At 69.1% G+C, this 25,272-nt stretch carries 24 protein-coding genes; 20 read left to right on the top strand and 4 right to left on the bottom strand.

Annotated elements, in window-relative coordinates; all coding sequences use genetic code 11:
- Positions 1 to 32: 32 nt before the first annotated feature.
- The 3 genes from ACFVWW_RS32215 (at position 33) to ACFVWW_RS32225 (ending at position 4,198) form a co-directional block, all read left to right on the top strand.
- A complete protein-coding gene (locus tag ACFVWW_RS32215; protein WP_384185872.1) occupies positions 33 to 329 on the top strand; it encodes a DUF4229 domain-containing protein in 297 nt (98 codons plus the stop codon).
- Positions 330 to 724: 395 nt separating this feature from the next.
- On the top strand, positions 725 to 2,083 hold the full coding sequence (locus tag ACFVWW_RS32220) for a dicarboxylate/amino acid:cation symporter (protein ID WP_384185870.1): 1,359 nt from the start codon (positions 725 to 727) through the stop codon (positions 2,081 to 2,083).
- A gap of 180 nt (positions 2,084 to 2,263) precedes the next feature.
- Positions 2,264 to 4,198, top strand: a complete 1,935-nt coding sequence (locus ACFVWW_RS32225) for an AMP-dependent synthetase/ligase (RefSeq protein ID WP_386879259.1) — start codon at positions 2,264 to 2,266, stop codon at positions 4,196 to 4,198.
- A 91-nt stretch (positions 4,199 to 4,289) separates the two neighbouring features.
- On the opposite strand, the gene ACFVWW_RS32230 is transcribed toward ACFVWW_RS32225, so the two are convergent.
- The gene (locus ACFVWW_RS32230; protein ID WP_017948713.1) at positions 4,290 to 4,493 is read right to left on the bottom strand and encodes a cold-shock protein; all 204 of its coding nucleotides are present in this window, start codon (positions 4,491 to 4,493) and stop codon (positions 4,290 to 4,292) included.
- 410 nt (positions 4,494 to 4,903) lie between these two features.
- Here ACFVWW_RS32230 and ACFVWW_RS32235 point away from each other — a divergent pair, with 410 nt between their 5' ends.
- From ACFVWW_RS32235 to ACFVWW_RS32255, 5 genes are all read left to right on the top strand, one after another.
- Positions 4,904 to 5,716 (top strand): menaquinone biosynthetic enzyme MqnA/MqnD family protein, encoded by an 813-nt coding sequence (locus tag ACFVWW_RS32235; RefSeq protein WP_384186017.1) that lies wholly within the window; start codon positions 4,904 to 4,906, stop codon positions 5,714 to 5,716.
- 71 nt (positions 5,717 to 5,787) lie between these two features.
- Positions 5,788 to 7,419 carry a serine/threonine-protein kinase gene (locus tag ACFVWW_RS32240; RefSeq protein WP_386879230.1) on the top strand — a complete coding sequence of 544 codons (1,632 nt, stop codon included), beginning with the start codon at positions 5,788 to 5,790 and terminating at the stop codon, positions 7,417 to 7,419.
- A 93-nt stretch (positions 7,420 to 7,512) separates the two neighbouring features.
- Entirely contained in the window at positions 7,513 to 8,727 is a 1,215-nt protein-coding gene (gene mqnC, locus ACFVWW_RS32245; RefSeq protein WP_384335127.1) for a cyclic dehypoxanthinyl futalosine synthase, read from the top strand.
- Between the two features lie 7 nt (positions 8,728 to 8,734).
- The gene (locus tag ACFVWW_RS32250) at positions 8,735 to 9,298 is read left to right on the top strand and encodes a hypothetical protein (protein WP_386879229.1); all 564 of its coding nucleotides are present in this window, start codon (positions 8,735 to 8,737) and stop codon (positions 9,296 to 9,298) included.
- A gap of 32 nt (positions 9,299 to 9,330) precedes the next feature.
- Positions 9,331 to 10,023 carry a demethylmenaquinone methyltransferase gene (locus ACFVWW_RS32255; protein ID WP_384185859.1) on the top strand — a complete coding sequence of 231 codons (693 nt, stop codon included), beginning with the start codon at positions 9,331 to 9,333 and terminating at the stop codon, positions 10,021 to 10,023.
- An 89-nt stretch (positions 10,024 to 10,112) separates the two neighbouring features.
- On the opposite strand, the gene ACFVWW_RS32260 is transcribed toward ACFVWW_RS32255, so the two are convergent.
- Positions 10,113 to 10,622, bottom strand: a complete 510-nt coding sequence (locus tag ACFVWW_RS32260; protein ID WP_386879228.1) for a GNAT family N-acetyltransferase — start codon at positions 10,620 to 10,622, stop codon at positions 10,113 to 10,115.
- A gap of 107 nt (positions 10,623 to 10,729) precedes the next feature.
- On the opposite strand from ACFVWW_RS32260, the gene ACFVWW_RS32265 reads away from it, so the two are divergent.
- Positions 10,730 to 12,016: a geranylgeranyl reductase family protein gene (locus tag ACFVWW_RS32265; protein WP_384185856.1), complete on the top strand. Its 1,287-nt coding sequence runs from the start codon at positions 10,730 to 10,732 to the stop codon at positions 12,014 to 12,016.
- A gap of 28 nt (positions 12,017 to 12,044) precedes the next feature.
- On the opposite strand, the gene ACFVWW_RS32270 is transcribed toward ACFVWW_RS32265, so the two are convergent.
- Positions 12,045 to 12,596, bottom strand: coding sequence for a glycoside hydrolase family 25 protein (locus ACFVWW_RS32270; RefSeq protein WP_384185853.1), 552 nt, complete (start codon positions 12,594 to 12,596; stop codon positions 12,045 to 12,047).
- A 211-nt stretch (positions 12,597 to 12,807) separates the two neighbouring features.
- The gene (locus tag ACFVWW_RS32275; protein WP_386879227.1) at positions 12,808 to 13,641 is read right to left on the bottom strand and encodes a C40 family peptidase; all 834 of its coding nucleotides are present in this window, start codon (positions 13,639 to 13,641) and stop codon (positions 12,808 to 12,810) included.
- An 807-nt stretch (positions 13,642 to 14,448) separates the two neighbouring features.
- On the opposite strand from ACFVWW_RS32275, the gene ACFVWW_RS32280 reads away from it, so the two are divergent.
- From ACFVWW_RS32280 to nuoK, 11 genes are read left to right on the top strand one after another with little or no spacing between them, the layout of a single operon-like run.
- On the top strand, positions 14,449 to 14,808 hold the full coding sequence (locus ACFVWW_RS32280; RefSeq protein ID WP_003992243.1) for an NADH-quinone oxidoreductase subunit A: 360 nt from the start codon (positions 14,449 to 14,451) through the stop codon (positions 14,806 to 14,808).
- Between the two features lie 19 nt (positions 14,809 to 14,827).
- Positions 14,828 to 15,382 (top strand): NADH-quinone oxidoreductase subunit B family protein, encoded by a 555-nt coding sequence (locus ACFVWW_RS32285; protein WP_046505025.1) that lies wholly within the window; start codon positions 14,828 to 14,830, stop codon positions 15,380 to 15,382.
- Positions 15,379 to 16,122 (top strand): NADH-quinone oxidoreductase subunit C, encoded by a 744-nt coding sequence (locus tag ACFVWW_RS32290; protein ID WP_384185846.1) that lies wholly within the window; start codon positions 15,379 to 15,381, stop codon positions 16,120 to 16,122. The genes ACFVWW_RS32285 and ACFVWW_RS32290 overlap by 4 nt, the downstream gene beginning before the upstream one ends.
- Positions 16,122 to 17,444 carry an NADH-quinone oxidoreductase subunit D gene (locus ACFVWW_RS32295; protein WP_384185843.1) on the top strand — a complete coding sequence of 441 codons (1,323 nt, stop codon included), beginning with the start codon at positions 16,122 to 16,124 and terminating at the stop codon, positions 17,442 to 17,444. Before ACFVWW_RS32290 ends, ACFVWW_RS32295 begins: the two co-directional genes overlap by 1 nt.
- Positions 17,445 to 17,494: 50 nt before the next feature.
- Positions 17,495 to 18,310, top strand: coding sequence for an NADH-quinone oxidoreductase subunit NuoE (nuoE, locus tag ACFVWW_RS32300; protein WP_384185840.1), 816 nt, complete (start codon positions 17,495 to 17,497; stop codon positions 18,308 to 18,310).
- Complete coding sequence (gene nuoF / locus ACFVWW_RS32305; protein WP_384185838.1) at positions 18,310 to 19,671, top strand: NADH-quinone oxidoreductase subunit NuoF; 1,362 nt, start codon at positions 18,310 to 18,312, stop codon at positions 19,669 to 19,671. Before nuoE ends, nuoF begins: the two co-directional genes overlap by 1 nt.
- A complete protein-coding gene (locus tag ACFVWW_RS32310) occupies positions 19,668 to 22,160 on the top strand; it encodes an NADH-quinone oxidoreductase subunit G (RefSeq protein ID WP_384185835.1) in 2,493 nt (830 codons plus the stop codon). Before nuoF ends, ACFVWW_RS32310 begins: the two co-directional genes overlap by 4 nt.
- Positions 22,157 to 23,557, top strand: a complete 1,401-nt coding sequence (gene nuoH / locus ACFVWW_RS32315; protein WP_384185832.1) for an NADH-quinone oxidoreductase subunit NuoH — start codon at positions 22,157 to 22,159, stop codon at positions 23,555 to 23,557. The genes ACFVWW_RS32310 and nuoH overlap by 4 nt, the downstream gene beginning before the upstream one ends.
- Positions 23,532 to 24,155, top strand: coding sequence for an NADH-quinone oxidoreductase subunit NuoI (gene nuoI / locus ACFVWW_RS32320; RefSeq protein ID WP_384185829.1), 624 nt, complete (start codon positions 23,532 to 23,534; stop codon positions 24,153 to 24,155). Before nuoH ends, nuoI begins: the two co-directional genes overlap by 26 nt.
- Positions 24,152 to 24,967, top strand: a complete 816-nt coding sequence (locus ACFVWW_RS32325; RefSeq protein ID WP_384185826.1) for an NADH-quinone oxidoreductase subunit J — start codon at positions 24,152 to 24,154, stop codon at positions 24,965 to 24,967. The genes nuoI and ACFVWW_RS32325 overlap by 4 nt, the downstream gene beginning before the upstream one ends.
- On the top strand, positions 24,964 to 25,263 hold the full coding sequence (gene nuoK / locus ACFVWW_RS32330; protein ID WP_365638577.1) for an NADH-quinone oxidoreductase subunit NuoK: 300 nt from the start codon (positions 24,964 to 24,966) through the stop codon (positions 25,261 to 25,263). The genes ACFVWW_RS32325 and nuoK overlap by 4 nt, the downstream gene beginning before the upstream one ends.
- Positions 25,264 to 25,272: the final 9 nt, after the last annotated feature.

Genomic DNA, 25,272 nt, shown 5'->3' on the forward strand with positions numbered 1-25,272 from the left:
CACCTGAACGCCAGGAAGAGAGAAGGCCCGCTGTGACCGCTGCGAAGACGAGCGCCACCATCCGCTACACCGCGATGCGCCTCGGCATCTTCGCCGGCTGCTTCCTGGTCGTCGCCGGCCTGGTCCAGGTCGGCGCGCTGCCCAAGGGGCTCGGCGACTCCAACTTCATCTGGGTGCTGCTGCTCGCCATCGTCATCTCGGCGCCGCTCAGCTTCGTACTGCTGCGCAAGCAGCGCGACGAGATGTCCGCGCAGATCGTCACCAAGGTCGACGGCGCCAAGGCCAAGCTGGACGCCAACCGGTCCCAGGAGGACGGCGCCCTCGGGTGACCGAGCCCCTGCTCCGGGCGGTAAGCGCCACGTAAGCTTCCTCACACCCTTGCCTTCCCTGCGACACCCCAGCTCCGGAACTGTCCTTCCGGCGCTGGGGTGTTGTGTTTCCCAGGGCTTTCGCGCCCCGCGCCGTCCCTTCCTCCCCAAAGCGATGCTTTGAGCCTGTCAAAGGCCGAGTGTTAACGTGATTGCCATGAAGACAGCAGTGCGTCCCCGCCACGATGCGGGCATCCCGCTCGTGGCACGCCTGCATGTCGATCTCTGCCGCTGTATGTCCGCGGTCTGTTGCCGCGTGGTCTGACCCGGCATCATGCAGCGGCGCCTCCTCTGAAGCACGAGCGCCGCACCCCTGTCCCCGTATGCCCCCGATACGTCACGTCTGGAGTGTGTTCGTGTCCGCGAACTCCGCGCCCGCCACGACCGAGAAGCCGGCCGGCTCCGGCTCTTCCGGTTCCCGTATACCCAAGGTCCCGTTCTGGGCCCAGATCGTCGCCGGTCTGGTCCTCGGCGTCCTGCTCGGCTGGCTCGCCCGCAGCCAGGACATCGGCTGGCTGTACACCACGCTCGACAAGGTGGGCAGCATCTTCGTCCAGCTGCTGAAGCTGGCCGTCGCGCCGCTGGTCTTCTTCGCGATCCTGGTGTCGATCACCAACCTGCGCAAGGTCAACAACGCGGCCCGGCTGGCGTCCCGTACCCTGCTCTGGTTCATGATCACGTCGCTGATCGCGGTCGCCATCGGCCTGGCGATCGGCCTGATCACCAACCCGGGCGCGGGCACCGGCCTCACCCCGAAGGACGGCAAGGCCCCCGAGGGTTCCGGCTCCTGGATCGACTTCCTCACCGGCATCGTGCCGACCGACGTCATCACGCCGTTCACCGAACTGAACGTGCTGCAGATCGTCTTCATGGCCGCCGTCGCCGGTATCGCCGCGCTGAAGCTCGGTGAGAGGGCCAAGCCGATCCTCACGCTGAGCGAGGCCGTGCTCGAACTGCTCCAGAAGGCCCTGTGGTGGGTCATCCGGCTCGCCCCGATCGGCACGATCGGCCTCATCGGCTTCGCCATCGCCGACTACGGCTGGGACCTCATCGGCAAGTACGCGACCTTCACCGCAGACGTCTACATCGGCTGCGCGCTCGTCCTCTTCGGCGTCTACCCGCTGCTGCTCGCGACGGTCGCCAAGGTCAACCCGCTCCAGTTCTACAAGGGCGCCTGGCCCGCGATCCAGCTGGCCTTCGTCTCCCGCTCCTCGGTCGGCACGATGCCGGTCACCCAGCGGGTCACCGAACGCCTCGGCGTCCCGAAGGAGTACACCTCCTTCGCCGTGCCGTTCGGCGCGACGACCAAGATGGACGGCTGCGCCGCGATCTACCCGGCGCTGGCGGCGATCTTCATCGCGCAGATCTTCGACGTCCAGCTGGGCATCCAGGACTACCTGCTGATCGCCTTCGTCTCGGTCGTCGGCTCTGCGGCCACCGCCGGGCTCACCGGCGCGACGGTCATGCTGACCCTGACCCTCTCCACGCTGGGCCTCCCGCTGGAGGGCGTGGGCCTGCTGATGGCGATCGACCCGATCCTGGACATGATGCGTACGGCCACGAACGTCGCCGGCCAGGCGCTGGTGCCGGTCATTGTCGCGGCGCGGGAGAACCTCCTCGACCACGACAAGTACAACTCCGCCTCGGCTTCACCGGTGGACGACTTCGACAGCCGCGAGGCCGAGCCCCGGGCGAACGTACCCGTCGCCGCCTGATCGTTCAGCCGCCTCGCACCGCAGCGCCCCCCGGTCTCACGACGGGGGGCGCCGGTCTGCGGCAGTCCGCAGGTCAGGTGGTCACGGTCAGCGGGTGCTGTGCCGGTGACGTGCAGATAGCGGTCCGGACACTGTCCTGATTCGCCGCACGGTCATAGCTTTTACCCCGTGTCCGCTGCCATGTCCGTCGATGCCCCGTCCGCCGATGTTCCCTCCGCCGATGTCCCGGCCCCGTCCCTCGTGCTGGTCGAGCCCGAGAAGGTGTGGGTGGACGGAACGGTCCGGGAGGTCTCCGTACCGCCGCTCGTCCCGCCCGTCCGGCGCGGTTCACTCGCCGAGATCCCCTTCGACAACGCCCGCGAGGCCCCGGACGAGGCTGTCATCAGCCGCAAGGGGGCCGAGGGGCAGTGGCAGGACATGACGGCCGCCGCGTTCGCCGACGACGTCCGGGCCGTCGCCAAAGGGCTGATCGCGGAGGGGCTGCTCCCCGGCGACCGGCTCGCGATCATGGCCAATACGACCTACGAGTGGACCCTCCTCGACTTCGCGGCCTGGGCCGCCGGCCTGATCACCGTCCCCATCTACCCGACCTCCTCCGCCTTCCAGGCCCGCTGGATCCTCCAGGACTCGGGTGCGGTGGCGTGCGCCGTGGAGGATCTGCCACAGACGCGGCTCATCAGCGAGGAACGCAAGCAGCTGCCCGGCCTCACCCATCTGTGGACGTTCGACACGGGCGCCGTCGACATCCTGCGCCGCGCGGGCGCACACCTCCCGGACGAGGCCGTCACCACGCGCCGCGCCGGCCTCACCCCGGAGTCCGCCGCCACTCTCATCTACACCTCGGGGACCACCGGACGCCCCAAGGGCTGCGTCCTCACCCACGCGAACTTCTTCGCGGAGGTGGACAACGCCATCGAGCTGCTCCACCCCGTCTTCAAGTCGGTGAGCAAGGAACCCGCCTCCACGCTGCTGTTCCTGCCGCTCTCGCATGTCTTCGGGCGGATGGTCGCGATCGGCTGTCTGCGCGCGCGGGTACGGCTCGGACACGCGCCCTCGATCAAGACCAAGGACCTGATCCGGGACCTGGGGGCCTTCCGGCCGACGTTCCTGCTGGCCATCCCGTACGTCCTGGAAAAGGTCTACAACACCGGCCGCGCCACCGCCGAGAAGATGGGCCGCGCCTCGTCCTTCGACCGCGCGTCGAAGATCGCGAAGCTGTACGGGCAGGCCGTGGAGGCGGCGGAGCACGGCACAGGACCTGGACCCTCCCTCGGGCTGCGGGCGGCTCGCGCGCTGTACGACCCGCTGGTCTACCGGCGTATCCGCGCCGCCCTCGGCGGCAAGGTGAAGTACGCGGTCTGCGGCGGCTCCCCGCTGGGGCGCCGGCTCGCCGCGTTCTACGCGGGGGCGGGCATCGAGATCTTCGAGGGGTACGGCATGACGGAGACGACGGCGTCGTCGACCGTCACGCCGCCGCTCAAGCCCCGGCTGGGGACGGTGGGCTGGCCGCTGCCGGGCACGGCGGTACGGATCGCCGACGACGGGGAGGTGCTGGTGCGCGGGGGCCAGCTGTTCGCGGGCTACTGGGACGCGCAGCGCGGCGAGGCGGTACGGGAGGCGGGGGCCGAGGACGGCTGGTTCGCGACGGGGGACCTGGGCGCGCTGGACGACGACGGCTATCTCACGATCACCGGCCGCAAGAAGGACATCATCATCACTTCGGGCGGCAAGAACGTCATCCCGTCCCCCCTGGAGGACTGGCTGCGCGCGCATCCGCTGATCAGCCAGTGCATGGTGCTGGGCGACAACCGTCCCTACATCACGGCCCTGATCACTCTCGAACAGGACGGCCTGGCCCACTGGCGGCAGATGAGGAACAAGCAGGACGTCCCGCTGGACGCGCTGGTCGAGGACGAGGATCTGCGCGGACCGCTCCAGCGCGCGATAGACGAGGCCAACCGGCTGGTCTCCCGCGCCGAGTCCATCCGCCGGTTCCGCGTCCTGACGGTGGACTTCACCGAGGCGGCCGGCCATCTGACGCCGTCCCTGAAGCTGAAGCGGGCGTCGATCGCGGAGGACTTCGCCGCGGAGATCGAGAGCTTGTACCCGAAGTGAGGCAGGAGCCCTGTTTTCCCCACCCGAGTGGGGGAAACAGGGCTCCTTGGGTACTGCTACTCACGTTGTTCGCGATCACCTGACCGGGCAACTAGGCCGGGGTGACGTTCTCCGCCTGGGGGCCCTTCGGACCCTGGGTGACGTCGAAGTTCACGACCTGGTTCTCCTCGAGGGAGCGGAAGCCGGTCGCGTTGATCGCGGAGTAGTGGACGAAGACATCCGGGCCGCCGCCGTCCTGGGCGATGAAGCCGAAGCCCTTTTCAGCGTTGAACCACTTGACGGTTCCGGTAGCCATAAGCCCTCCTTGGGCCAAAGGGTTGCCCTGCTCCAGAACCTGCAAAGAAGTCTGAAAACTACAAAAGCCTGCGGGTTACATGCTCCGCAGGCTCTGTACTGCAAGGGAAACCAAACTGCAACTTGCGGCGAGCCTAGCACGCAGCGTGTGCACAGCGATAGAGGGAAAGATCACTTCACCCGGACGTTTGACAGGGGTCCTGACGTGCTGACGAACCGTGCCCCGGGGCTGCCCACCGCACGCCGCGGGTCTAGCCTCGCGATGTGGACAGTCCAGTAGAAAACGCAGCGGCAGAAGCAGTAGAAGCGGGCGCGGCCAAGGCCGCCGGAGCCGGCGCACCGGCCGGAGCCGCCGGCGCCGATGGACCCGCCGGAGCCGGACAGAGCCGTAGCCGGCCCCGCGTCGGCCATATCCAGTTCCTGAACTGCCTTCCCCTTTATTGGGGGCTCGCCAGGACCGGAACCCTTCTCGATCTCGAACTGACGAAGGACACGCCGGAGAAGCTGAGTGAACAGCTGGTGCGGGGCGATCTGGATATCGCCCCCATCACCCTGGTCGAATTCCTCCGCAACGCCGATGAGCTTGTCGCATTCCCCGATCTCGCGGTCGGCTGCGACGGACCCGTCATGTCCTGCGTGATCGTGTCGCAGGTGCCGCTGGATCAGCTGGACGGTGCCCGGGTGGCCCTCGGCTCCACGTCCCGTACCTCGGTACGGCTGGCGCAGCTGCTGCTCAGCGAACAGTTCGCGGTCCGGCCGGACTACTACACCTGCCCGCCCGACCTCGGCCTGATGATGCAGGAGGCGGAGGCGGCCGTCCTGATCGGCGACGCCGCGCTGCGTGCCTCGCTGCACGACGCGCCCCGGCTCGGCCTCCAGGTGCACGACCTCGGGCTGATGTGGAAAAAGTGGACCGGGCTGCCGTTCGTCTTCGCGGTGTGGGCGGCGCGCAAGGACTATCTGGCGCGTGAGCCGGAGGTCGTACGGAAGGTGCACGAGGCGTTCCTCGCGTCCCGCGATCTCTCCCTGGAGGAGGTCACGCAGGTGGCGAAGCAGGCGGCGCGCTGGGAGTCCTTCGACGCGGAGCTGCTGGAGCGCTACTTCACGACGCTCGACTTCCGCTTCGGTCCCGACCAGCTGGCCGGCGTCCGGGAGTTCGCGCTCAGGACCGGGCCGACGACGGGGTTCCCGGCCGATGTGAATGTCGAACTGCTCGCGCCCTGAGCCCCCCTGTGCGACCTGCCCGCCCTAGTCTGCTGGGTACAGGTCCACGGGACTTATGAGGGGGACGGGGCATGCAGCCGCTGGGGGCGGGCGAGCCGACGGTCATAGGTCCTTACCGGCTGCTCGGACGTCTGGGGTCGGGCGGGATGGGCAGGGTCTATCTCGCCCGGTCGGAGGGCGGTCGTACGGTCGCGGTCAAGGTCGTCCATCCGCACTTCGCGACGGACGAGGAGTTCCGGGCCCGCTTCCGGCGCGAGGTGGACGCCGCGCGCCGGGTCGGCACGGGCGCGGCCGGGCACCGCTGGTCGGCGGCGGTGCTGGACGCCGATCCAGAGGCGGCCGTTCCGTGGGTGGCGACCGCTTATGTGTCGGGCCCCTCGCTGACCCAGGCGGTCGCGGCGCACGGGCCGCTGCCCGAGCATTCCGTACGGGCGCTGGGCGCCGGACTCGCGGAGGCCCTGGAGGCGGTGCACGGCCTCGGGCTCGTCCACCGGGACGTCAAACCGTCGAACGTACTGCTGGCCCTCGACGGGCCGCGGCTGATCGACTTCGGCATAGCCCGGGCCACGGACGGCACCGCCTCACTCACCTCGACCGGAGTCTCGGTCGGCTCGCCCGGCTATATGTCGCCCGAGCAGATCCTCGGCAAGAGCGTCACCGGCGCGGCTGATGTCTTCTCGCTGGGCGCGGTGCTCGCGTACGCCGTGTCGGGCGAGAGCCCCTTCCCGGGCGACTCCTCGGCCGCGCTGCTCTACAAGGTGGTGCACGAGGAGCCCGAACTGGGCGCCGTGCGGGGCGATCTGCGGGAGCTGGTCGCGCACTGCCTCGCCAAGGATCCGTCCGCGCGCCCCGCTCCGCGGGAGGTCGCGCGCCGGCTCGCCCCCGACGGGGCCGGCCGGCTGGTGACGGCGGGCTGGCTGCCGGGAGCGCTGGTCGAGGAGGTCAGCAGGGCGGCGGTCCGGCTGCTCGACCTGGAGGCGGTGGCGCCCGTACGGACGGAGCCGGTGCCGTTCGATTCGCCCCCTGATCCGCGTACGTCCGGCGGGTCCGAGGTGTCCGACCGCCGGATCGCCGTCTCGTTCACCGCGGCCACCGGAACGAGCGACGCGGGCGACGCGGCAGGCACGGGCGGTACCGGCGCGGTCCGTGGTGCGGGCCGTCGTGGCCGCAAGGTGAGCTGCACGCTGGCCCTGGCGGTGACCGGCGCGCTGGCCGCGGTGATGGTGGGCGGCGTGTACCTCCTCAGCCTCGTGCCGGACGGCGCCAACGACTCCGCCAGCCAGGGGCCGCCCCGCCCCTCGTCCTCGGAGCCGGCCTCCGACGCGGGCTCGGCCTTCGACGTGCCGAAGGATTTCATCGGCAGCTGGAAGGGTCCGACCAGCGAACGCAGCGGCGTCACGCACGGCGAATACACCGCCGTGTTCAGCGAGGGCGCGAAGGGCGAGGACGTGGTCCGTACGACGAGTTCCCTCTCCGTCCTCGGAGTCGAGGCGGAGTGCCACGGCGTGGGCAAGCTCGTCTCGGGTACCTCGCTTCAGCTGCGTATCGAAGAGCGGGTCGATCCGGACAAGCCCGGTACCGCCGGCGTATGTACGGGGGGTCTGGCCCAACTGACCTTCACGCTCACCGGTGACGACACCCTGCGCTTCGAGTCCGGGGAAGAGGCCGCCGGCACGCCGACGGGCACACTCACCCGGCAGTGAGCCCCGGCCTTGGAGATGGCGCCCGCAGTGCGCCGCGATCCCTGGCGTACGCTGGATCGGTCGTTATAGCCCCCTTGGGAAGGACCCGCCCCGGTGACCGAGAAGGCCGACCTTACGTCCGTAGATGTCACTGGTGTCCTTGATCGTGCCGCCGCAGGTGAGCGCATCACCCCCGAGGAGGCGCTCGACCTGTACCGCTGGGCGCCGCTGCACGCGCTGGGCGCGGCCGCCGATACCGTACGCCGCCGCCGGTACGCCGGCACCGAGCACATCGCGACGTACATCATCGAGCGGAACATCAACTACACCAACGTCTGCGTGACGGCCTGCAAGTTCTGCGCCTTCTACGCCGCGCCCAAGGACACCGCCAAGGGCTGGAGCCGCGACCTCGACGACATCCTGCGCCGCTGCGCGGAGACCGTCGAGCTCGGCGGTACGCAGATCATGTTCCAGGGTGGCCACCACCCGGACTACGGCGTCGAGTACTACGAGCAGCACTTCGCGGCGATCAAGAAGGACTTCCCGCAGCTGGTCATCCACTCCCTCGGCGCCTCCGAGGTCGAGCACATGGCCCGGATCTCCAAGGTCTCCGTCGAGGAGGCGATCCAGCGCATCCACGCGGCCGGTCTCGACTCCTTCGCGGGCGCGGGTGCCGAGCTGCTGCCCGCGCGGCCGCGCAAGGCCATCGCGCCGCTCAAGGAGTCCGGCGAGCGCTGGCTGGAGATCATGGAGACCGCGCACGGACTGGGTGTCGAGTCCACGTCCACGATGCTCATGGGCACCGGCGAGACCAACGCCGAGCGCATCGAGCACCTGCGGATGATCCGCGACGTACAGGACAGGACGGGCGGCTTCCGCGCGTTCATCCCGTACACCTACCAGCCCGAGAACAACCATCTGAAGGGCCAGACGCAGGCCACGCTCTTCGAGTACCTGCGCCTGATCGCGCTCGCGCGCCTCTTCCTCGACAACGTCGCGCACATCCAGGGTTCCTGGCTGACCACGGGCAAGGAGGTCGGCCAGCTGTCGCTGCACTACGGCGCCGACGACCTCGGCTCGATCATGCTGGAGGAGAACGTGGTGTCCTCGGCCGGCGCCAAGCACCGCTCCAACCGCCTGGAGATCATCGACCTGATCCGCAAGGCGGGCCGTGTCCCGGCGCAGCGCGCCACGACGTACGAGCACCTCGTCGTGCACGACGACCCGGCGAACGACCCGGTCGACGAGCGCGTGGTCTCGCACATCTCGTCGACGGCGATCGAGGGCGGTACGGCCCACCCGGAGCTGAAGCTGCTCAGCGCCAACTGACGCCGCCGTGCTGACGATCCACCGGCCGCTCGGGGTACGGGTCACCGAGGACGCCGACCCGGACCTCGGGCACGCGGTGGTCGTCGAGGGAAGAAGCCTCGCCGCCGTCGGCCCGTACGAGGAGCTGTTCGCCGCGTACGGCGAGCGCGCCCGGGTCCGGGAGTGGGACGGCGTCCTGACCCCCGGGCGGTACGAACCCGACGGCGCGGCCCTGCTGGAGGCCGCCTACTGGCCCGACCCGCGCGAGGCCGGCGCCCTCGGCACCGAGCCGCTGACCGGTGACGCCCTCGCCGCCCTGGACATGACCGACACCCGCTGGGGCGCGAGCGCCCGGCGCGGGGTGCAGCGGCTGCTCGCACGGGGCACGGTGCTGATCGCGGGCCCCTTCGACCGGGCACCGGTCCGCGCGGCCGTCGACCGGTCCGGCATCCGTTGGTATCCGGCGCCGCCGCCCGCCGTACATCCCCGGCCCCTGATTCCCGCCCGGCCCGCGGACTTCGCGGTCTTCGCGGCGGACGGCCGCTGCCTGGCCACGGCGCTCGACGGACGGCTCGTACACCGGCGGGCGTAGGGACATCGGAGCCGTACTGCTTGAATGGACGGGTGACCCGAGCATCCCTGGACAAGCAGCCGCACGAAGTCGCCTCGATGTTCGACGACGTGGCGGCGAACTACGACCTCACCAACGATGTGCTCTCGCTGGGCCAGGCCAGGCTGTGGCGCAAGGAGGTCGCCAAGGCCGTGAACGCGCGCCCGGCGGAGAAGGTCCTCGACCTGGCCGCGGGCACCGCGACCTCCTCGCTGCCGTTCGCCGCGACCGGCGCGTACGTCGTGCCGTGCGACTTCTCCCAGGGCATGCTGCGGGAGGGCAAGAAGCGGCACCCATGGATGCCGTTCACGACGGGGGACGCGACGAAGCTGCCGTTCGCCGACGAGGTCTTCGACGCGGTGACGATCTCCTTCGGCCTGCGCAATGTGCACGACACCGATCTCGCGCTGCGCGAGCTGTACCGCGTGACGAAGCCGGGCGGCCGGGTCGTGATCTGCGAGTTCTCGCATCCGACGTGGGCGCCGTTCAGGACCGTCTACACGGAGTATCTGATGCGGGCGCTGCCGCCGACCGCGCGTGCCGTGTCCTCCAACCCCGACGCGTACGTCTATCTCGCCGAGTCGATCCGCGCCTGGCCGGACCAGCCCGCCCTCGCGGCGCGGCTGCAGGGGGCGGGCTGGTCCAAGGTGGCGTGGCGGAATCTGACGGGCGGGGTCGTGGCGCTGCACCGGGGCGTACGGGACTGAACCGGAAGACCCGGCCGAGGGATTGAGCCGACGGGTTGATCCGGCGGGCTGAACCGACGGGTTGAGCCGGTGGCTTCAGCGGCGCCGGCTCACAGCTCCAGCCGGAAGCAGTACGCCTCCTGCTTGGACACCGGCGTCGTGTACGTCTCCACCAGCTCCATCCCCAGCCGCCGCGTCACCGCGACCGAGCGCGTGTTGCGGGAGTTGACCATGGCCACGACCCGGCCGACGCCCGCCGCGCGTACCCGCTCCAGGGTGGCCCGCGCGGCGGCCGTGGCGTAACCACGTCCCCAGTGCGCCCGGCCCAGACGCCAGCCGATCTCGATCTCGCCGACCGGACCGAACGACTCGTGCGGCCAGGGCTGGGCGCCGGTGAAGCCGATGACCTCGTCGTTCTCGTCCAGCATCGTCCAGAGGCAGAACCCGCGCTCCGCGTCGTGTCTGCGCTGACGGGCGGTCAGCTCCTCGTACACCGACAGTTCCGCCGACGCCCCGCCGTGGAACTCCATCACGTCGGGGTCGTCGAAGGCCCGGTGCCAGGCGAGCGCGTCCTCATCCGTGGGGACGCGGAGCTGGACCACGGGGAGCGGCTCGGTCATGTTCTTCACGAAGGTGGCCCTTCACTGGAGGTGTCAGTACGCACCCATAGACTGCACATGCCCAGTGCCGTTCGGTACGCAATTTCGAGTCTTCGGGAGAACCCGCTGTGACCGAGCCCCTCTCCGAAAACCGCGCAGATGTGATCGTCGTGGGAGCGGGCCCGGCCGGCTCGACGACCGCGTACTACCTCGCCAAGGCGGGCCTGGACGTCCTGTTGCTGGAGAAGACGGCGTTCCCGCGCGAGAAGGTCTGCGGCGACGGTCTCACGCCGCGTGCCACCAAGCAGTTGGTGTCTATGGGCATCGACATCTCCGAAGAGGCCGGCTGGCTGCGCAACAAGGGCCTGCGGATCATCGGTGGCGGCGTCCGGCTCCAGCTGGACTGGCCGGATCTCGCCAGCTACCCGGACTACGGACTGGTGCGCAAGCGCGACGACTTCGACGAACAGCTCGCCAGGCAGGCGCAGAAGGCCGGAGCCCGGCTGCACGAGCGGTGCAATGTCGGCGCGCCGATCACCGACGAGCGCACCGGCCGGATCACGGGCGTGCACGCCAAGCTGGGCGAGGAGAAGACTCCGGTCACCTTCCACGCGCCGCTCGTCGTCGCCGCCGACGGCAACTCGACGCGGCTGTCACTCGCCATGGGGCTGCACCGTCGCGAGGACCGGCCGATGGGCGTGGCGGTCCGTACGTACTTCACCTCGCCCCGCCACGACGACGACTATCTGGAGTCCTGGCTGGAGCTGTGGGACCGGCGCGGCCCCGGCGAGGACCGGCTGCTGCCCGGCTACGGCTGGATCTTCGGCATGGGCGACGGCACGTCCAACGTCGGCCTGGGCATCCTCAACTCCTCCTCCGCCTACAAGGAGCTGGACTGGCGCGAGGTGCTCAAGGCCTGGTGCGCCTCGATGCCGGAGGACTGGGGCTACACCCCGGAGAACATGACGATGCCGATCCGCGGCGCGGCGCTGCCGATGGCGTTCAACCGCCAGCCGCACTACACCAAGGGCCTGCTGCTGGTCGGTGACGCGGGCGGCCTGGTCAACCCGTTCAACGGCGAGGGCATCGCGTACGCGATGGAGTCGGGCCAGATCGCCGCGGATGTCATCGTCCAGGCGCACGCCCGCGCCACCCCGGCGCAGCGAGAACTGGCCCTGCACCACTACCCGAAGATCCTCAAGGACACCTACGGCGGCTACTACACGCTGGGCCGCGCGTTCGTGAAGCTCATCGGCAACCCGAAGGTCATGAAGATCGCGACGCAGCGCGGTCTGACGCATCCGCTGCTGATGAAGTTCACGCTGAAGATGCTGGCGAACCTGACGGACCCGACCGGCGGCGACGCGATGGACCGCATCATCAACGGCCTGTCGAAGGTGGCCCCGAAGGCCTGAACGACCGTCGGGGCAAGCCGGACCCCCCTCAGCCGACGTTGGCCCACTTCCGCAGTGCGGCCCGATCGGCGAACGCGCCGAGGTTGGTGTCGACGGGAGTGTCGGTGTACTGGTGGAACGTCCACGTGGCCTTGATCCGGGGCTTTCCCGCGGTCACGTAGTCCGCGATCCACAGGGCGTCGCCCGCGTCGCTGGTGGTGTCGCGGTTCAGCCAGAAGTACTGACCGCAGTACAGCCCCACCCGGTGGGTGGCGCCGCGCAGGCGCTTCACCTGCGCCAGGAAGCTGTCCTTCTCGGCGCAGGAGACCCCGGTGTCCTCCCAGTCGGCGAACAGGGGGTCGCCCTCGACGCTGGCGCACTCCTCGACGAAGTACGCGGCCTGCGCCTTCATGTCACCAGGGCGGAGAAAGTGGTAGAAACCGACCACCAGCCCGGCGGCGCGGGCGTGCTGGGCCTGCGCGGTCATGCGCGGGTTGATGTAGGACGTCCCTTCGGTGGCCTTGACGAATACGAAGTCGAGGCCGGCCGTGCCGTAGGTAGAGCTCTGGTATGACGAGACGTCGATGCCTTTGATGCTCATGGGTGGTGCCTCCTGGGCTCGAAGAACGCCCCTGGTGCGATGTACTTCAAGTCATTACTACCCACTGGCGGTTGGCTCCGCCCGTCATCCGGTGTCCGGGTACGGCGAAGGCCCGCATCCCCCCGAGCGGGGTGCGGGCCTTCGCCGTATTCGTACGGTGCTACAGCTACAGGTACTACATCTACGGCTGCTACAGCGGGACGCCGACGTGTCAGAGGACGCGGACCGCGCCGCTCGGCGGATCCCAGTCCAGGGACTTCTGCACCACGCCGGTGCTGGGATTCTGCGCGCCGATGAACTCTCCGCCGCCCACGTAGATACCCGTGTGGTACGCGCTGCCCGCGCCGCCCCAGTAGAGGATGTCGCCCGGCTGGAGGTTCGACAGGGAGACCTGGGTGCCGGCCGTGGACTGGTCGCCCGAGACGCGGGGGAGGTCGACGCCGATCTGGCGGTACGCCGCCTGGACGAGCCCGGAGCAGTCCCAGGCGTTGGGGCCGGTGGAGCCCATCACGTACGCGTCGCCGAGCTGGGCCTGGACGAACGCCAGGACGGCGGCAGCGGAGCCGGTGGCCTGCGAGGCGGACGCGGAGGCGGAGCTCGACCCCGAGTCGGAGCCCGAGCTCGTGGAGACCGCGGCGAGCGTCGTGCGCGCGGCGGAGCGGGACGCGCGCTCGGTGGCGGCTGCCTCGGCGCGTGCGGCCTCCTCGGCCTTCTTCTTGGCCTCGGCCTTGCGCTGCGCCTCGGCCTTGGCCTTCTTGGCGATCTCGGCGGCCTTGGTGGCGGCGGCGTCTTCCTGGGCGCGCAGCTCCAGGGTGAACGCGACCTGCTGGGTGGCGTCCGCGGACTGCGCGATGCTGCCGGCGAGCCCAGAGGTGAGCGTCGGCATTTCGATGGTCTCGGTCACCGGTTCGGCGTTGGCCGGTCCGGCGGCACCGGCCACCGCGATGGTGCTGAGGACGCCACCGGCAACTCCGGCGCGAAGGGCGACTCTCGACGCGCTGCGGCGGGGCTTCCGGTGGCTGGGTATGTGAGCGGTGTGGGACATAAGAACTACGGCTATCAGGCGGGACCTGGTTCCCGTCAAGCAACGTGTGTTGCGCCACAGTTACGTTCGGAACCTGTTAATCCGCTTACGGTCGGGCTTTATTGACGCCGTAACGGGCGAAACGGACATGGGTGATCACGGCTGTGATCACAGGGTTTCCGAGAAAGGTCCGGATTGCCCGCCACTTACCACCCCTTCACACTCATGGCCAAGCCCGCTTGTCGGGGAGGTTGAGTGGAGTGGTACAGGTCACAGTGTGATCACTGATCGGCGGTCCGGACGATCAAGGAGGCGCCTCCGGAGGGGTGATTGCGGAGTGCGCACGGCCGATTACGAGCAGTCCTCCGGCGCCGGCGACGTCGACACCCGGTCGCTCGTGAACGCGTGCACGTGTCCACCTCATTCCCCGCACCCCCTCGCGCGGGTGAGGCCCGGTGCCTTATCACTCGAAAGCAGCTACTCGCCAATTTGCCTGTACGGTGCAACGCTTGATAGCGAAGCAAGCCTCCGACCAGCGGCGATGGACATGGATGTCACATATGGTGATCGGTCAACGGCTTTGCGTGTGAAGATCACCGCTCATCCGACTTCATGATCCTTCGCCCGGTGGTGGAGATCACAAAGGTGTTGTCGTACCCCGTGTCGCAGATCACAGACCGACAGGCATAGGATGCGGGGCAGTCGGGCTTGTGAACTGCCTCACATGTAGACGATCTTCGGTAAAGACCGGCGATCCTCAGTGGGGCGGTGAAGTGAATCGCCCGGTGCGGATCAACGGTCAAGGACGACTGGAAGGAGCTGAGGGGCGTGAATGCCTACGCACCCATCCTCGTGCTCGGCGCCCTCGGGGCTGGGTTTGCGATCTTCTCCGTGGTCATGGCCACGCTTATCGGTCCAAAGCGGTACAACCGGGCGAAACTTGAAGCGTACGAGTGCGGCATCGAGCCCACTCCCACGCCGGCCGGAGGCGGCCGTTTCCCCATCAAGTACTACCTGACGGCGATGCTCTTCATCGTCTTCGATATCGAGATCGTCTTCCTTTACCCCTGGGCTGTCACTTTCGACGCTCTGGGGATTTTCGGGCTCGTGGAGATGCTGCTCTTCGTGCTCACCGTCTTCGTCGCCTACGCGTATGTGTGGCGGCGCGGCGGTCTGGAATGGGACTAAAGGGGCTGAGGGGCCACCAATGGGACTCGAAGAGAAGCTGCCGAGCGGTTTCCTGCTGACCACCGTCGAACAGGCCTCGGGCTGGGTGCGGAAGTCGTCCGTCTTCCCCGCCACCTTCGGCCTCGCCTGCTGCGCCATCGAGATGATGACGACCGGCGCCGGGCGGTACGACCTGGCGCGGTTCGGCATGGAGGTCTTCCGCGGCTCGCCGCGCCAGGCCGATCTGATGATCGTGGCCGGGCGGGTGAGCCAGAAGATGGCGCCCGTGCTGAGGCAGGTCTATGACCAGATGCCGAACCCGAAGTGGGTGATCTCCATGGGGGTTTGCGCATCATCGGGCGGTATGTTCAACAATTACGCGATTGTGCAGGGTGTTGATCATATTGTCCCTGTTGACATCTATTTGCCCGGCTGCCCGCCGCGCCCCGAGATGCTGATGGACGCCATCCTCAAGCTCCACCAGAAGATCCAGAGCTCCAAGCTCGGGGTCAACGCGGAGGAAGCGGCCCGTGAGGCGGAGGAGGCGGCCCTCAAGGCGCTCCCGACGATCGAGATGAAGGGGCTGCTGCGGTGAGTGACGAGCAGCGATCCGGACCTGGTGAACAGGAGTCCGGAAATAACGTTCCCTCCCCGCGTGACGACACCGGGGAGGTCATCGGCGTGCGGAAGGGCATGTTCGGCGCCAACAACGGCGGCGACACCTCCGGCTACGGCGGTCTCGTACGGACCGTGACGCTGCCGGGCGCCTCCGCCCGGCCGTACGGCGGCCCCGACGGGGTCTTCGACGAGATCGCCGACGAGCTGGAAGGCGCTCTGGAGGAGCAGGGACTCGTCCCGGAGAACGCCATCGAGAAGACGGTCGTCGACCGTGGCGAGATCACCTTCCACATCGCCCGCGAGCATCTCGTCCAGGTCGCGCGCACCCTGCGCGACGACCCGGCGCTGCGCTTCGAACTCTGTACCGGTGTGTCGGGCGTCCACTTCCTGGGCGACACGGGCCGTGAGCTGCACGCGGTGTACCACCTGCGCTCGCTCACCCACGGCCGGCTGATCCGGCTGGAGGTGTCCGCCCCGGACGCCGACCCGCATGTGCCGTCCCTGGTCGCGATCTACCCGACCAACGACTGGCACGAGCGCGAGACGTACGACTTCTTCGGCCTGATCTTCGATGGCCACCCCGCCCTGACCCGGATCATGATGCCGGACGACTGGCAGGGCTTCCCGCAGCGCAAGGACTATCCGCTCGGCGGCATCGCCGTCGAGTACAAGGGCGCCCAGATCCCGGCTCCGGACCAGCGGAGGTCGTACTCCTGATGTCTGCTCCCCACGCAACGCCCCGCGCGACGACCGAGGGCACCGTATACACCGTCACCGGCGGCGACTGGGACGAGGTCGTCCAGTCCGCGGCCAAGGCCGACGACGAGCGCATCGTCGTCAACATGGGTCCTCAGCACCCCTCCACCCATGGAGTGCTGCGGCTGATCCTGGAGATCGAGGGCGAGACCGTCACCGAGGCCCGCTGCGGCATCGGCTATCTGCACACCGGTATCGAGAAGAACCTCGAATTCCGCAACTGGACGCAGGGCACCACCTTCGTCACGCGCATGGACTACCTGACGTCGTTCTTCAACGAGACGGCGTACTGCCTGGGCGTGGAGAAGCTGCTCGGCATCGAGGACACCATCCCGGACCGGGCCACCATCATCCGCGTCCTGCTGATGGAGCTGAACCGGCTCTCCTCGCACCTGGTCTGCATCGCCACCGGCGGTATGGAGCTCGGCGCGACGACGATCATGATCTACGGCTTCCGCGATCGTGAACTGATTCTCGATGCCTATGAGCTGATCACCGGCCTGCGCATGAACCACGCGTTCATCCGGCCCGGCGGGCTCGCCCAGGATCTCCCCCCGGGCGCCGTCGACCACATCCGCGAGCTGCTGAAGACGCTGCGGAAGAACCTGCCGGAGTACGACAAGCTCGCCACCGGCAACCCCATCTTCAAGGCGCGCATGGAGGACGTCGGCTATCTCGATCTGGCCGGCTGTATGGCGCTGGGCGCCACCGGACCGATCCTGCGCTCCGCCGGACTCCCGCACGACCTGCGCAGGAGCGACCCGTACTGCGGCTACGAGACGTACGAGTTCGACGTACCGACCGCCGACACCTGCGACGCGTACGGCCGCTTCCTCATCCGTCTCGAGGAGATGCGCCAGTCGCTGCGGATCGTCGAACAGTGCCTGGACCGGCTGGAGCCGGGACCGGTGATGGTCGCCGACAAGAAGATCGCCTGGCCCGCGCAGCTCGCGCTCGGCCCGGACGGCCTCGGCAACTCGCTCGACCACATCAAGAACATCATGGGCACCTCCATGGAGGCCCTGATCCATCACTTCAAGCTGGTGACGGAGGGCTTCCGGGTTCCGGCGGGCCAGGCGTACGCCGCCGTGGAGTCGCCCAAGGGCGAGCTCGGCGCGCATGTCGTCTCCGACGGGGGCACGCGCCCGTACCGGGTCCACTTCCGCGACCCGTCCTTCACCAATCTCCAGTCCATGGCGGCGATGTGTGAGGGCGGCCAGGTCGCCGATGTCATCGTCGCCGTCGCGTCCATCGACCCCGTGATGGGAGGCGTCGACCGGTGACCACCATGTCTTCCGGGGGGACCACCCCCGCATCCCCGACCAGCTTGGGTATGCCGCAGCTCCCCGCCCCCGACTACCCGGCCGATGTACGGGCCAGGCTGGAGGCGGACGCCAAGGAGATCATCGCCCGCTACCCCGGGTCGCGGTCCGCGCTGCTCCCGCTGCTGCACCTCGTGCAGTCGGAGGAGGGCTATGTCTCCCGTACGGGCATGGCCTTCTGCGCCCAGCAGCTCGACCTGACCACCGCGGAGGTCACGGCCGTCGCGACCTTCTACTCCATGTACCGCCGCAAGCCGAGCGGTGACTACCAGGTCGGTGTCTGCACCAACACGCTCTGCGCGGTGATGGGCGGCGACGCCATCTTCGACGAGCTGAAGGAGCACCTCGGCGTCGGCAACAACGAGACGACCGAGGACGGCAAGGTCACGCTCGAACACATCGAGTGCAACGCGGCCTGCGACTTCGCGCCCGTGGTGATGGTCAACTGGGAGTTCTTCGACAACCAGACGCCGGACAGCGCCAAGCGGCTCGTCGACGATCTGCGCGAAGGCCGCCCCGTCGAGCCCACCCGCGGCGCCCCCCTGTGCACCTACAAGGAGACCGCGCGCATCCTCGCCGGCTTCCCCGACGAGCGCCCCGGCGCCGTCGAGGCCACCGGCGGTGCCGGACCGGCGTCGCTGGCCGGCCTGCGTCTCGCCAAGGGTGAGGAGCCCCAGCCGCGCGTGGTCCGCCCGCGCGACTCCGGGGCCCCGCGCGACGAGCCGCAGCCCGGCTCGCAGCACCTCAGCTCGCACGACGCACCGCAGCAGACATCGGCCTCCGACCCGGCCAACCCGGCCGGACCCGCTGCCGAGGAGGGGGAGTGATGACCATGGCCACCGAGCTCGACGAGAACGGGACCAGCCCCGAGAAGCTCCTCGCGCCCGTGCTGTCCGCCTTCTGGGACCAGCCGGAGTCCTGGACCCTGGACACCTACGAGCGGCACGACGGGTACGAGGGCCTCAAGAAGGCCCTCGCCATGTCGCCGGACGACCTGATCGCGTACGTCAAGGACTCGGGTCTGCGCGGCCGCGGCGGCGCCGGCTTCCCCACCGGGATGAAGTGGCAGTTCATCCCGCAGGGCGACGGCAAGCCGCACTACCTCGTCGTCAACGCGGACGAGTCGGAGCCGGGCACCTGCAAGGACATCCCTCTCCTCTTCGCCAATCCGCACTCCCTCATCGAGGGAATCGTGATCGCCTGCTACGCGATCCGCTCGCAGCACGCGTTCATCTATCTCCGCGGCGAGGTCGTCCCCGTACTGCGCAGGCTGCACGAAGCGGTACGCGAGGCGTACGCGGCGGGCTACCTCGGCAAGAACATCCTGGGCAGCGGACTCGATCTCGATGTCATCGTGCACGCGGGCGCGGGCGCGTACATCTGCGGTGAGGAGACCGCGCTGCTGGACTCCCTGGAGGGCCGGCGCGGACAGCCCCGGCTGCGTCCCCCCTTCCCGGCGGTCGCGGGCCTCTACGCGTGCCCCACTGTGGTGAACAACGTCGAGTCCATCGCGTCCGTTCCCGCGATCCTCCATCGCGGCAAGGACTGGTTCAGGTCGATGGGCACCGAGAAGTCCCCGGGCTTCACGCTGTACTCGCTCAGCGGCCATGTCACCAACCCCGGCCAGTACGAAGGGCCCCTCGGCCTCACCCTGCGCCAGCTGCTCGACATGGGCGGCGGCATCCGGGCGGGCCACCGGCTCAAGTTCTGGACGCCGGGCGGCTCCTCGACCCCGATGTTCACCGACGAGCACCTCGATGTCCCGCTGGACTACGAGGGCGTGGGCGCAGCCGGCTCGATGCTCGGTACGAAGGCGCTCCAGTGCTTCGACGAGACCACCTGTGTCGTACGGGCCGTCACCCGCTGGACCGAGTTCTACGCCCATGAGTCCTGCGGCAAGTGCACGCCGTGCCGCGAAGGCACCTACTGGCTGGTGCAGTTGCTGCGCGACATCGAGGCCGGCAAGGGACAGATGTCCGACCTCGACAAGCTGAACGACATCGCCGACAACATCAACGGCAAGTCGTTCTGCGCGCTCGGTGACGGCGCCGCCGCCCCGATCTTCTCCTCGCTCAAGTACTTCCGCGAGGAGTACGAGCAGCACATCAACGGCAAGGGCTGCCCCTTCGACCCCGCGAAGACCACCGCGTGGGCAGACCAGAACCCGCACCTGGAGGTGAACGCATGACAGTCACCACGTCTGCCCCCTCCGGAGGCGGCGAGGCGGCGGTCCCGCCCGAAGATCTCGTCTCGCTGACGATCGACGGCATCGAGATCTCCGTCCCCAAGGGGACCTTGGTGATCCGCGCCGCCGAGCTGCTCGGCATCGAGATCCCGCGCTTCTGCGACCATCCGCTCCTCGACCCGGTCGGCGCCTGCCGCCAGTGCATCGTCGAGGTCGAGGGCCAGCGCAAGCCGATGGCCTCCTGCACCATCACCTGCACCGACGGCATGGTCGTCAAGTCGCAGCTGACCTCCCCGGTCGCCGAGAAGGCCCAGCGCGGGGTGATGGAGCTGCTGCTCATCAACCACCCGCTGGACTGCCCGGTCTGCGACAAGGGCGGCGAGTGCCCGCTGCAGAACCAGGCCATGCAGGTCGGCGAGCCGGACACCCGCTTCGAGGGCAAGAAGCGGACGTTCGAGAAGCCCGTCCCGATCTCCACCCAGGTGCTGCTCGACCGTGAGCGGTGCGTGCTGTGTGCCCGCTGCACCCGGTTCTCCAACCAGGTCGCGGGCGACCCGATGATCGAGCTGCTGGAGCGCGGAGCTCTCCAGCAGGTCGGCACCGGCGAGGGTGACCCCTTCGAGTCGTACTTCTCCGGGAACACCATCCAGATCTGCCCGGTCGGCGCGCTGACCTCGGCGGCGTACCGCTTCCGCTCCCGCCCGTTCGACCTGGTGTCCTCGCCGAGCGTCTGCGAGCACTGCGCGGGCGGCTGCGCGACCCGTACCGACCACCGGCGCGGCAAGGTCATGCGGCGCCTGGCGGCCGACGACCCCGAGGTCAACGAGGAGTGGATCTGCGACAAGGGGCGGTTCGGCTTCCGTTACGCGCAGAAGCCCGACCGGTTCACGACCCCTCTCGTACGGAACGCGGACGGTGTCCTCGAACCGGCGAGCTGGCCCGAGGCGCTGGAGGCCGCCGCCCGCGGTCTGAGCGCCGCGCGCGGCCGGGCGGGTGTGCTGGCAGGAGGCCGGCTCACCGTCGAGGACGCGTACGCGTACGCCAAGTTCACCCGGGTCGCCCTCCACACGAACGACATCGACTTCCGCGCGCGCGTGCACAGCGCCGAGGAGGCCGACTTCCTGGCCGCCCATGTCGCCGGCCGAGGCCGCGATCTGGATGGTACGGGCCTCACGTACACCACGCTGGAGAAGGCTCCGGCCGTCCTGCTCGCGGGCTTCGAGTCCGAGGAGGAGGCGCCCGGCGTCTTCCTGCGGCTGCGCAAGGCGCACCGCAAGCACGGCCAGCGCACCTTCTCGCTCGCCACGCACGCCACCCGTGGTCTGGAGAAGGCCGGGGGCACGCTGCTGCCGGCCGCGCCGGGCACCGAGACCGAATGGCTGGACGCCCTGGCGTCCGGCGCCGGGCTGGACGGGGACGGCGCGCAGGCCGCCGAGGCGCTGCGCGCGCCGGGCGCCGTGATCGTCGTCGGCGAGCGGCTCGCCGCCGTCCCCGGCGGACTCACCGCCGCCGCCAGGGCCGCCACCGCGACCGGCGCCAGGCTGGTGTGGATCCCGCGCCGGGCCGGCGAGCGCGGCGCGGTCGAGGCGGGCGCGCTCCCGTCGCTGCTGCCCGGCGGCCGTCCGGCCACCGACCCGCGGGCCCGTGAGGAGACCGCGGCGGTCTGGGGCGTACGGGAGCTTCCGCACGCCTACGGCCGGGACACCGGCCAGATCATCGAGGCCGCCGCCACCGGCGCGCTGGGCGCGCTGGTCGTCGCGGGCGTCGAGCTCGCGGACCTGCCCGACCCGGCGGCCGCGCGGGCCGCGCTGGAGGCGGTCGGCTTCCTGGTCTCGCTGGAGCTGCGGCCCAGCGAGGTCACCGACCGCGCGGACGTGGTCTTCCCGGTCGCGGCCGTCGCAGAGAAGCCCGGCACCTTCCTCAACTGGGAGGGCAGGGCCCGGCTGTTCGAGGCTTCGCTGAAGCCGGAGCAGATGACACGGCAGCTCGCACCGAGCGACGCGCGCGTCCTGCACATGCTGGCCGACGCGCTGGATGTGCACTTCGCGCTGCCCGACCTCAGGGCCGTACGCGCCGAGCTGGACCGGCTCGGCGGCTGGGAAGGCCCCCGGGCCGACGGACCGCTGGAGCCGTCCAGGCCCGTGCCGCGGCCCGGCGACGGCGAGGCGGTTCTCGCCGGCCACCGGATGCTGCTCGACCAGGGCCGTCTCCAGGAGGGCGACGAGGCGCTGGCCGGTACCCGGCACGCCGTGGTCGCCAGGCTCTCCGCCACGACGGCCGCGGAGACGGGCGTCAAGGACGGCGACGAACTGGCCGTCACCGGCCCCGCGGGCACGGTCACGTTCCCGCTGCGGGTGACGCGGATGCCCGACCGGGTCGTCTGGCTGCCGCTCAACTCCACGGGCGGCGGTGTCCTCGCCGACACCGGTTCCCGCCCCGGCACGCTGGTCCGTATCGGCCCCGCCAACCCGGCACCGGAGGTGCGCGCATGACCGCCTTCGCCCAATTCGCGGCGGCCCCGCAGACGGTTCTCGCGGCCGAGGACCTGTCGCTGTTCGGCCGCGACCCGTGGTGGCTGGTGCTCATCAAGGCGGTGTTCTGCTTCGCGTTCCTGATGGTGACCGTGCTCTTCTCCATCGTGTGGGAGCGCAAGGTCGTCGCCTGGATGCAGCTGCGCATCGGCCCCAACCGGCACGGCCCCTGGGGCATGCTCCAGTCGCTCGCCGACGGCATCAAGCTGATGCTGAAGGAAGACCTGATCGTCAAGCGCGCGGACAAGGTCGTCTATGTCCTCGCGCCGATCATCGCCGCGGTGCCGGCCTTCATGGCCATCGCCGTGATCCCGTTCGGCCCGGCCGGCAACGAGGTCTCGATCTTCGGCCAGCGCACCACGATGCAGCTGACCGACCTGCCGATCGCGATGCTCTACATCCTCGCGGTCGCCTCGATCGGGATCTACGGCATCGTCCTCGCGGGCTGGTCGTCGGGTTCGACGTATCCGCTGCTCGGCGGGTTGCGCTCGTGCGCGCAGATGATCTCGTACGAGATCGCCATGGGCGCCGCGTTCGCCTCGGTGTTCCTCTACTCCGGGTCGATGTCGACGTCGGCGATCGTCGAGGCGCAGGCGGACCGCTGGTACATCATCCTGCTGCCGGTCTCCTTCATCATCTACATCGTGACGATGGTGGGCGAGACCAACCGCGCCCCCTTCGACATGCCGGAGTCCGAGGGCGACCTGGTCGGCGGCTTCAACACCGAGTACTCGTCGATCAAGTTCGCGATGTTCATGCTCGCCGAGTACGTCAACATGGTCACCGTCTCGGCCGTCGCGACCACGCTCTTCCTGGGCGGCTGGCGCGCTCCGTGGCCGATCTCCACCTTCTGGGAGGGCGCGAACCACGGCTGGTGGCCGATGCTCTGGTTCGTCGTCAAGGTCCAGCTGCTGCTGTTCTTCTTCATCTGGCTGCGCGGCACGCTGCCGCGCGTCCGCTACGACCAGCTGATGAAGCTCGGCTGGAAGGTCCTGATCCCGGTCTCGGTGGTCTGGCTGATGCTCGTGGCGACCGTACGGGCGCTGCGGAACGAGAACTACGACTTCCAGTCGATCGTGCTGTACGTCGGCGGGGCGGTCATCGCGGTCCTGCTGATCTCCTTCATCGCGGACATCTTCCGCGACAAGAAGGAGAAGGCCGAGGCGGCGAACGAGCCGGAGCCTCCTGCCTTCGACCCGATGGCGGGCGGCTATCCCGTGCCACCGCTGCCGGGGCAGACGCTGCCGCCCGTCCCGCGCAGGCGCCCGCGCCGCGAGCGGGAACTGATTGTCAGTGGCGGGGCCAATACTGTGAGTGACGGTACCGAGAGTGATGGAAAGGAGGCTGACGGTGTCTGACTCTTCGCAGGGGGACGCCCCCCGTACCCCCCGGAATCCGGTGGCCGGCTTCGGCGTGACCTTCAAGGCCATGTTCAAGAAGCGGCTGACCGAGCAGTACCCGGAACAGGAGAAGGTGACGGCGCCGCGCTTCCACGGCCGGCACCAGCTGAACCGTCATCCGGACGGTCTGGAGAAGTGCATCGGCTGCGAGTTGTGCGCCTGGGCCTGCCCGGCGGACGCGATCTATGTCGAAGGCGCGGACAACACCGAGGAGGAGCGCTACTCCCCGGGCGAGCGGTACGGCCGCGTCTACCAGATCAACTACGCCCGCTGCATCCTCTGCGGACTGTGCATCGAAGCCTGCCCGACCCGGGCGCTCACGATGACCAATGACTTCGAGCTGGCCGACAGCTCCCGCGAGAGCCTCATCTATACGAAGGAGCAGCTGCTCGCCGGGCTCGAGGAAGGCATGGTCGAGTCGCCGCACTCGATCTTCCCGGGCACGGACGAGCAGGACTACTACCGGGGTCTGGTCACCGAGGCCGCTCCCGGCACGGTCCAGCAGACCGCGGTGAGCAAGGGCGAGACGCCGTCCGACAAGGAGGCCGGTGCATGAACACGCTCGCCGCCGCCTCCACCACCTCGACCGGCGAGGCCGTCCAGTTCTGGATCCTCGGCACGGTCGCCGTGATCGGCGCGCTCTGCACGATCCTGATGAAGAAGTCCGTGCACAGCGCGCTGTCGCTGGCCGCGACGATGATCGTCCTGGCGGTCTTCTACCTGGCCAACGGGGCGTACTTCCTGGGCGTCGTCCAGATCATCGTCTACACCGGCGCGATCATGATGCTGTTCCTCTTCGTGGTCATGCTGGTCGGTGTCACCGCCGCCGACTCCCTCAAGGAGACGCTCAAGGGCCAGCGTTGGTGGGCCGCAGCCTGCGGGCTCGGCTTCGGTGTCCTGCTCATCGGCGGGATCGGCCACGCCTCGCTGAACTCCTTCACCGGACTCGCCCAGGCCAACGCCGGCGGGAATGTCGAGGGACTGGCCGCTCTCATCTTCACCAAGTACGTCTTCGCCTTCGAGATCACCGGCGCGCTGCTGATCACCGCGTCCGTCGGGGCGATGCTGCTCACGCACCGCGAGCGCACCGAACGGGCCAAGACGCAGCGGGAGATGGCCGAGGAGCGCGTCCGTAAGGGCACGCAGCTGCCGCCGCTGCCGGCCCCCGGTGTCTACGCCCGGCACAACGCGGTGGACATCGCCGGGCTGCTGCCCGACGGCACCCCGTCCGAGCTGACGGTCAACAAGACGCTCAAGGACCGGGGCCAGATCCGCGATGTGTCGCACGAGGCCATCGCGGACCTCAAGGCGCTGGAGCAGCGGTCGGCGGAGCGGCTCGGCCGCGAGGAGGAGGAGATCAACAAGTGAACCCGGTCTACTACCTCTATCTCGCCTCCCTGCTGTTCACCATCGGTGCGGCAGGCGTGCTGATCCGGCGGAACGCGATCGTGGTCTTCATGTGCGTCGAGCTGATGCTCAACGCCTGCAACCTCGCGTTCGTCGCCTTCTCCCGGATGCACGGCAATCTCGACGGCCAGATCATCGCCTTCTTCACGATGGTCGTCGCCGCCGCGGAGGTCGTGGTCGGGCTCGCGATCATCGTGTCGCTGTTCCGTTCGCGCCACTCGGCCTCGGTCGACGACGCCAGCCTGATGAAGCTCTGAGGGGTCGCT

Origin of the sequence: Streptomyces sp. NPDC058198, assembly GCF_042882605.1 — a bacterium.
GTDB lineage: Bacteria > Actinomycetota > Actinomycetes > Streptomycetales > Streptomycetaceae > Streptomyces.

Bases quoted from the DNA above. Each gene is read 5' to 3' on its own strand.
- ACFVWW_RS32230 (WP_017948713.1), bottom strand. From the start codon at position 4,493: ATGGCTACCGGAACCGTCAAGTGGTTCAACGCTGAAAAGGGCTTCGGC.
- ACFVWW_RS32275 (WP_386879227.1), bottom strand. From the start codon at position 13,641: ATGTCCCACACCGCTCACATACCCAGCCACCGGAAGCCCCGCCGCAGC.
- nuoH (WP_384185832.1), top strand. From the start codon at position 22,157: ATGACCGCCTTCGCCCAATTCGCGGCGGCCCCGCAGACGGTTCTCGCG.
- nuoE (WP_384185840.1), top strand. From the start codon at position 17,495: ATGCCGCAGCTCCCCGCCCCCGACTACCCGGCCGATGTACGGGCCAGG.
- ACFVWW_RS32260 (WP_386879228.1), bottom strand. From the start codon at position 10,622: ATGACCGAGCCGCTCCCCGTGGTCCAGCTCCGCGTCCCCACGGATGAG.
- ACFVWW_RS32310 (WP_384185835.1), top strand. From the start codon at position 19,668: ATGACAGTCACCACGTCTGCCCCCTCCGGAGGCGGCGAGGCGGCGGTC.
- ACFVWW_RS32240 (WP_386879230.1), top strand. From the start codon at position 5,788: ATGCAGCCGCTGGGGGCGGGCGAGCCGACGGTCATAGGTCCTTACCGG.
- ACFVWW_RS32325 (WP_384185826.1), top strand. From the start codon at position 24,152: ATGAACACGCTCGCCGCCGCCTCCACCACCTCGACCGGCGAGGCCGTC.
- ACFVWW_RS32270 (WP_384185853.1), bottom strand. From the start codon at position 12,596: ATGAGCATCAAAGGCATCGACGTCTCGTCATACCAGAGCTCTACCTAC.
- nuoF (WP_384185838.1), top strand. From the start codon at position 18,310: ATGACCATGGCCACCGAGCTCGACGAGAACGGGACCAGCCCCGAGAAG.
- ACFVWW_RS32225 (WP_386879259.1), top strand. From the start codon at position 2,264: ATGTCCGTCGATGCCCCGTCCGCCGATGTTCCCTCCGCCGATGTCCCG.
- ACFVWW_RS32285 (WP_046505025.1), top strand. From the start codon at position 14,828: ATGGGACTCGAAGAGAAGCTGCCGAGCGGTTTCCTGCTGACCACCGTC.
- nuoI (WP_384185829.1), top strand. From the start codon at position 23,532: ATGGAAAGGAGGCTGACGGTGTCTGACTCTTCGCAGGGGGACGCCCCC.
- ACFVWW_RS32295 (WP_384185843.1), top strand. From the start codon at position 16,122: ATGTCTGCTCCCCACGCAACGCCCCGCGCGACGACCGAGGGCACCGTA.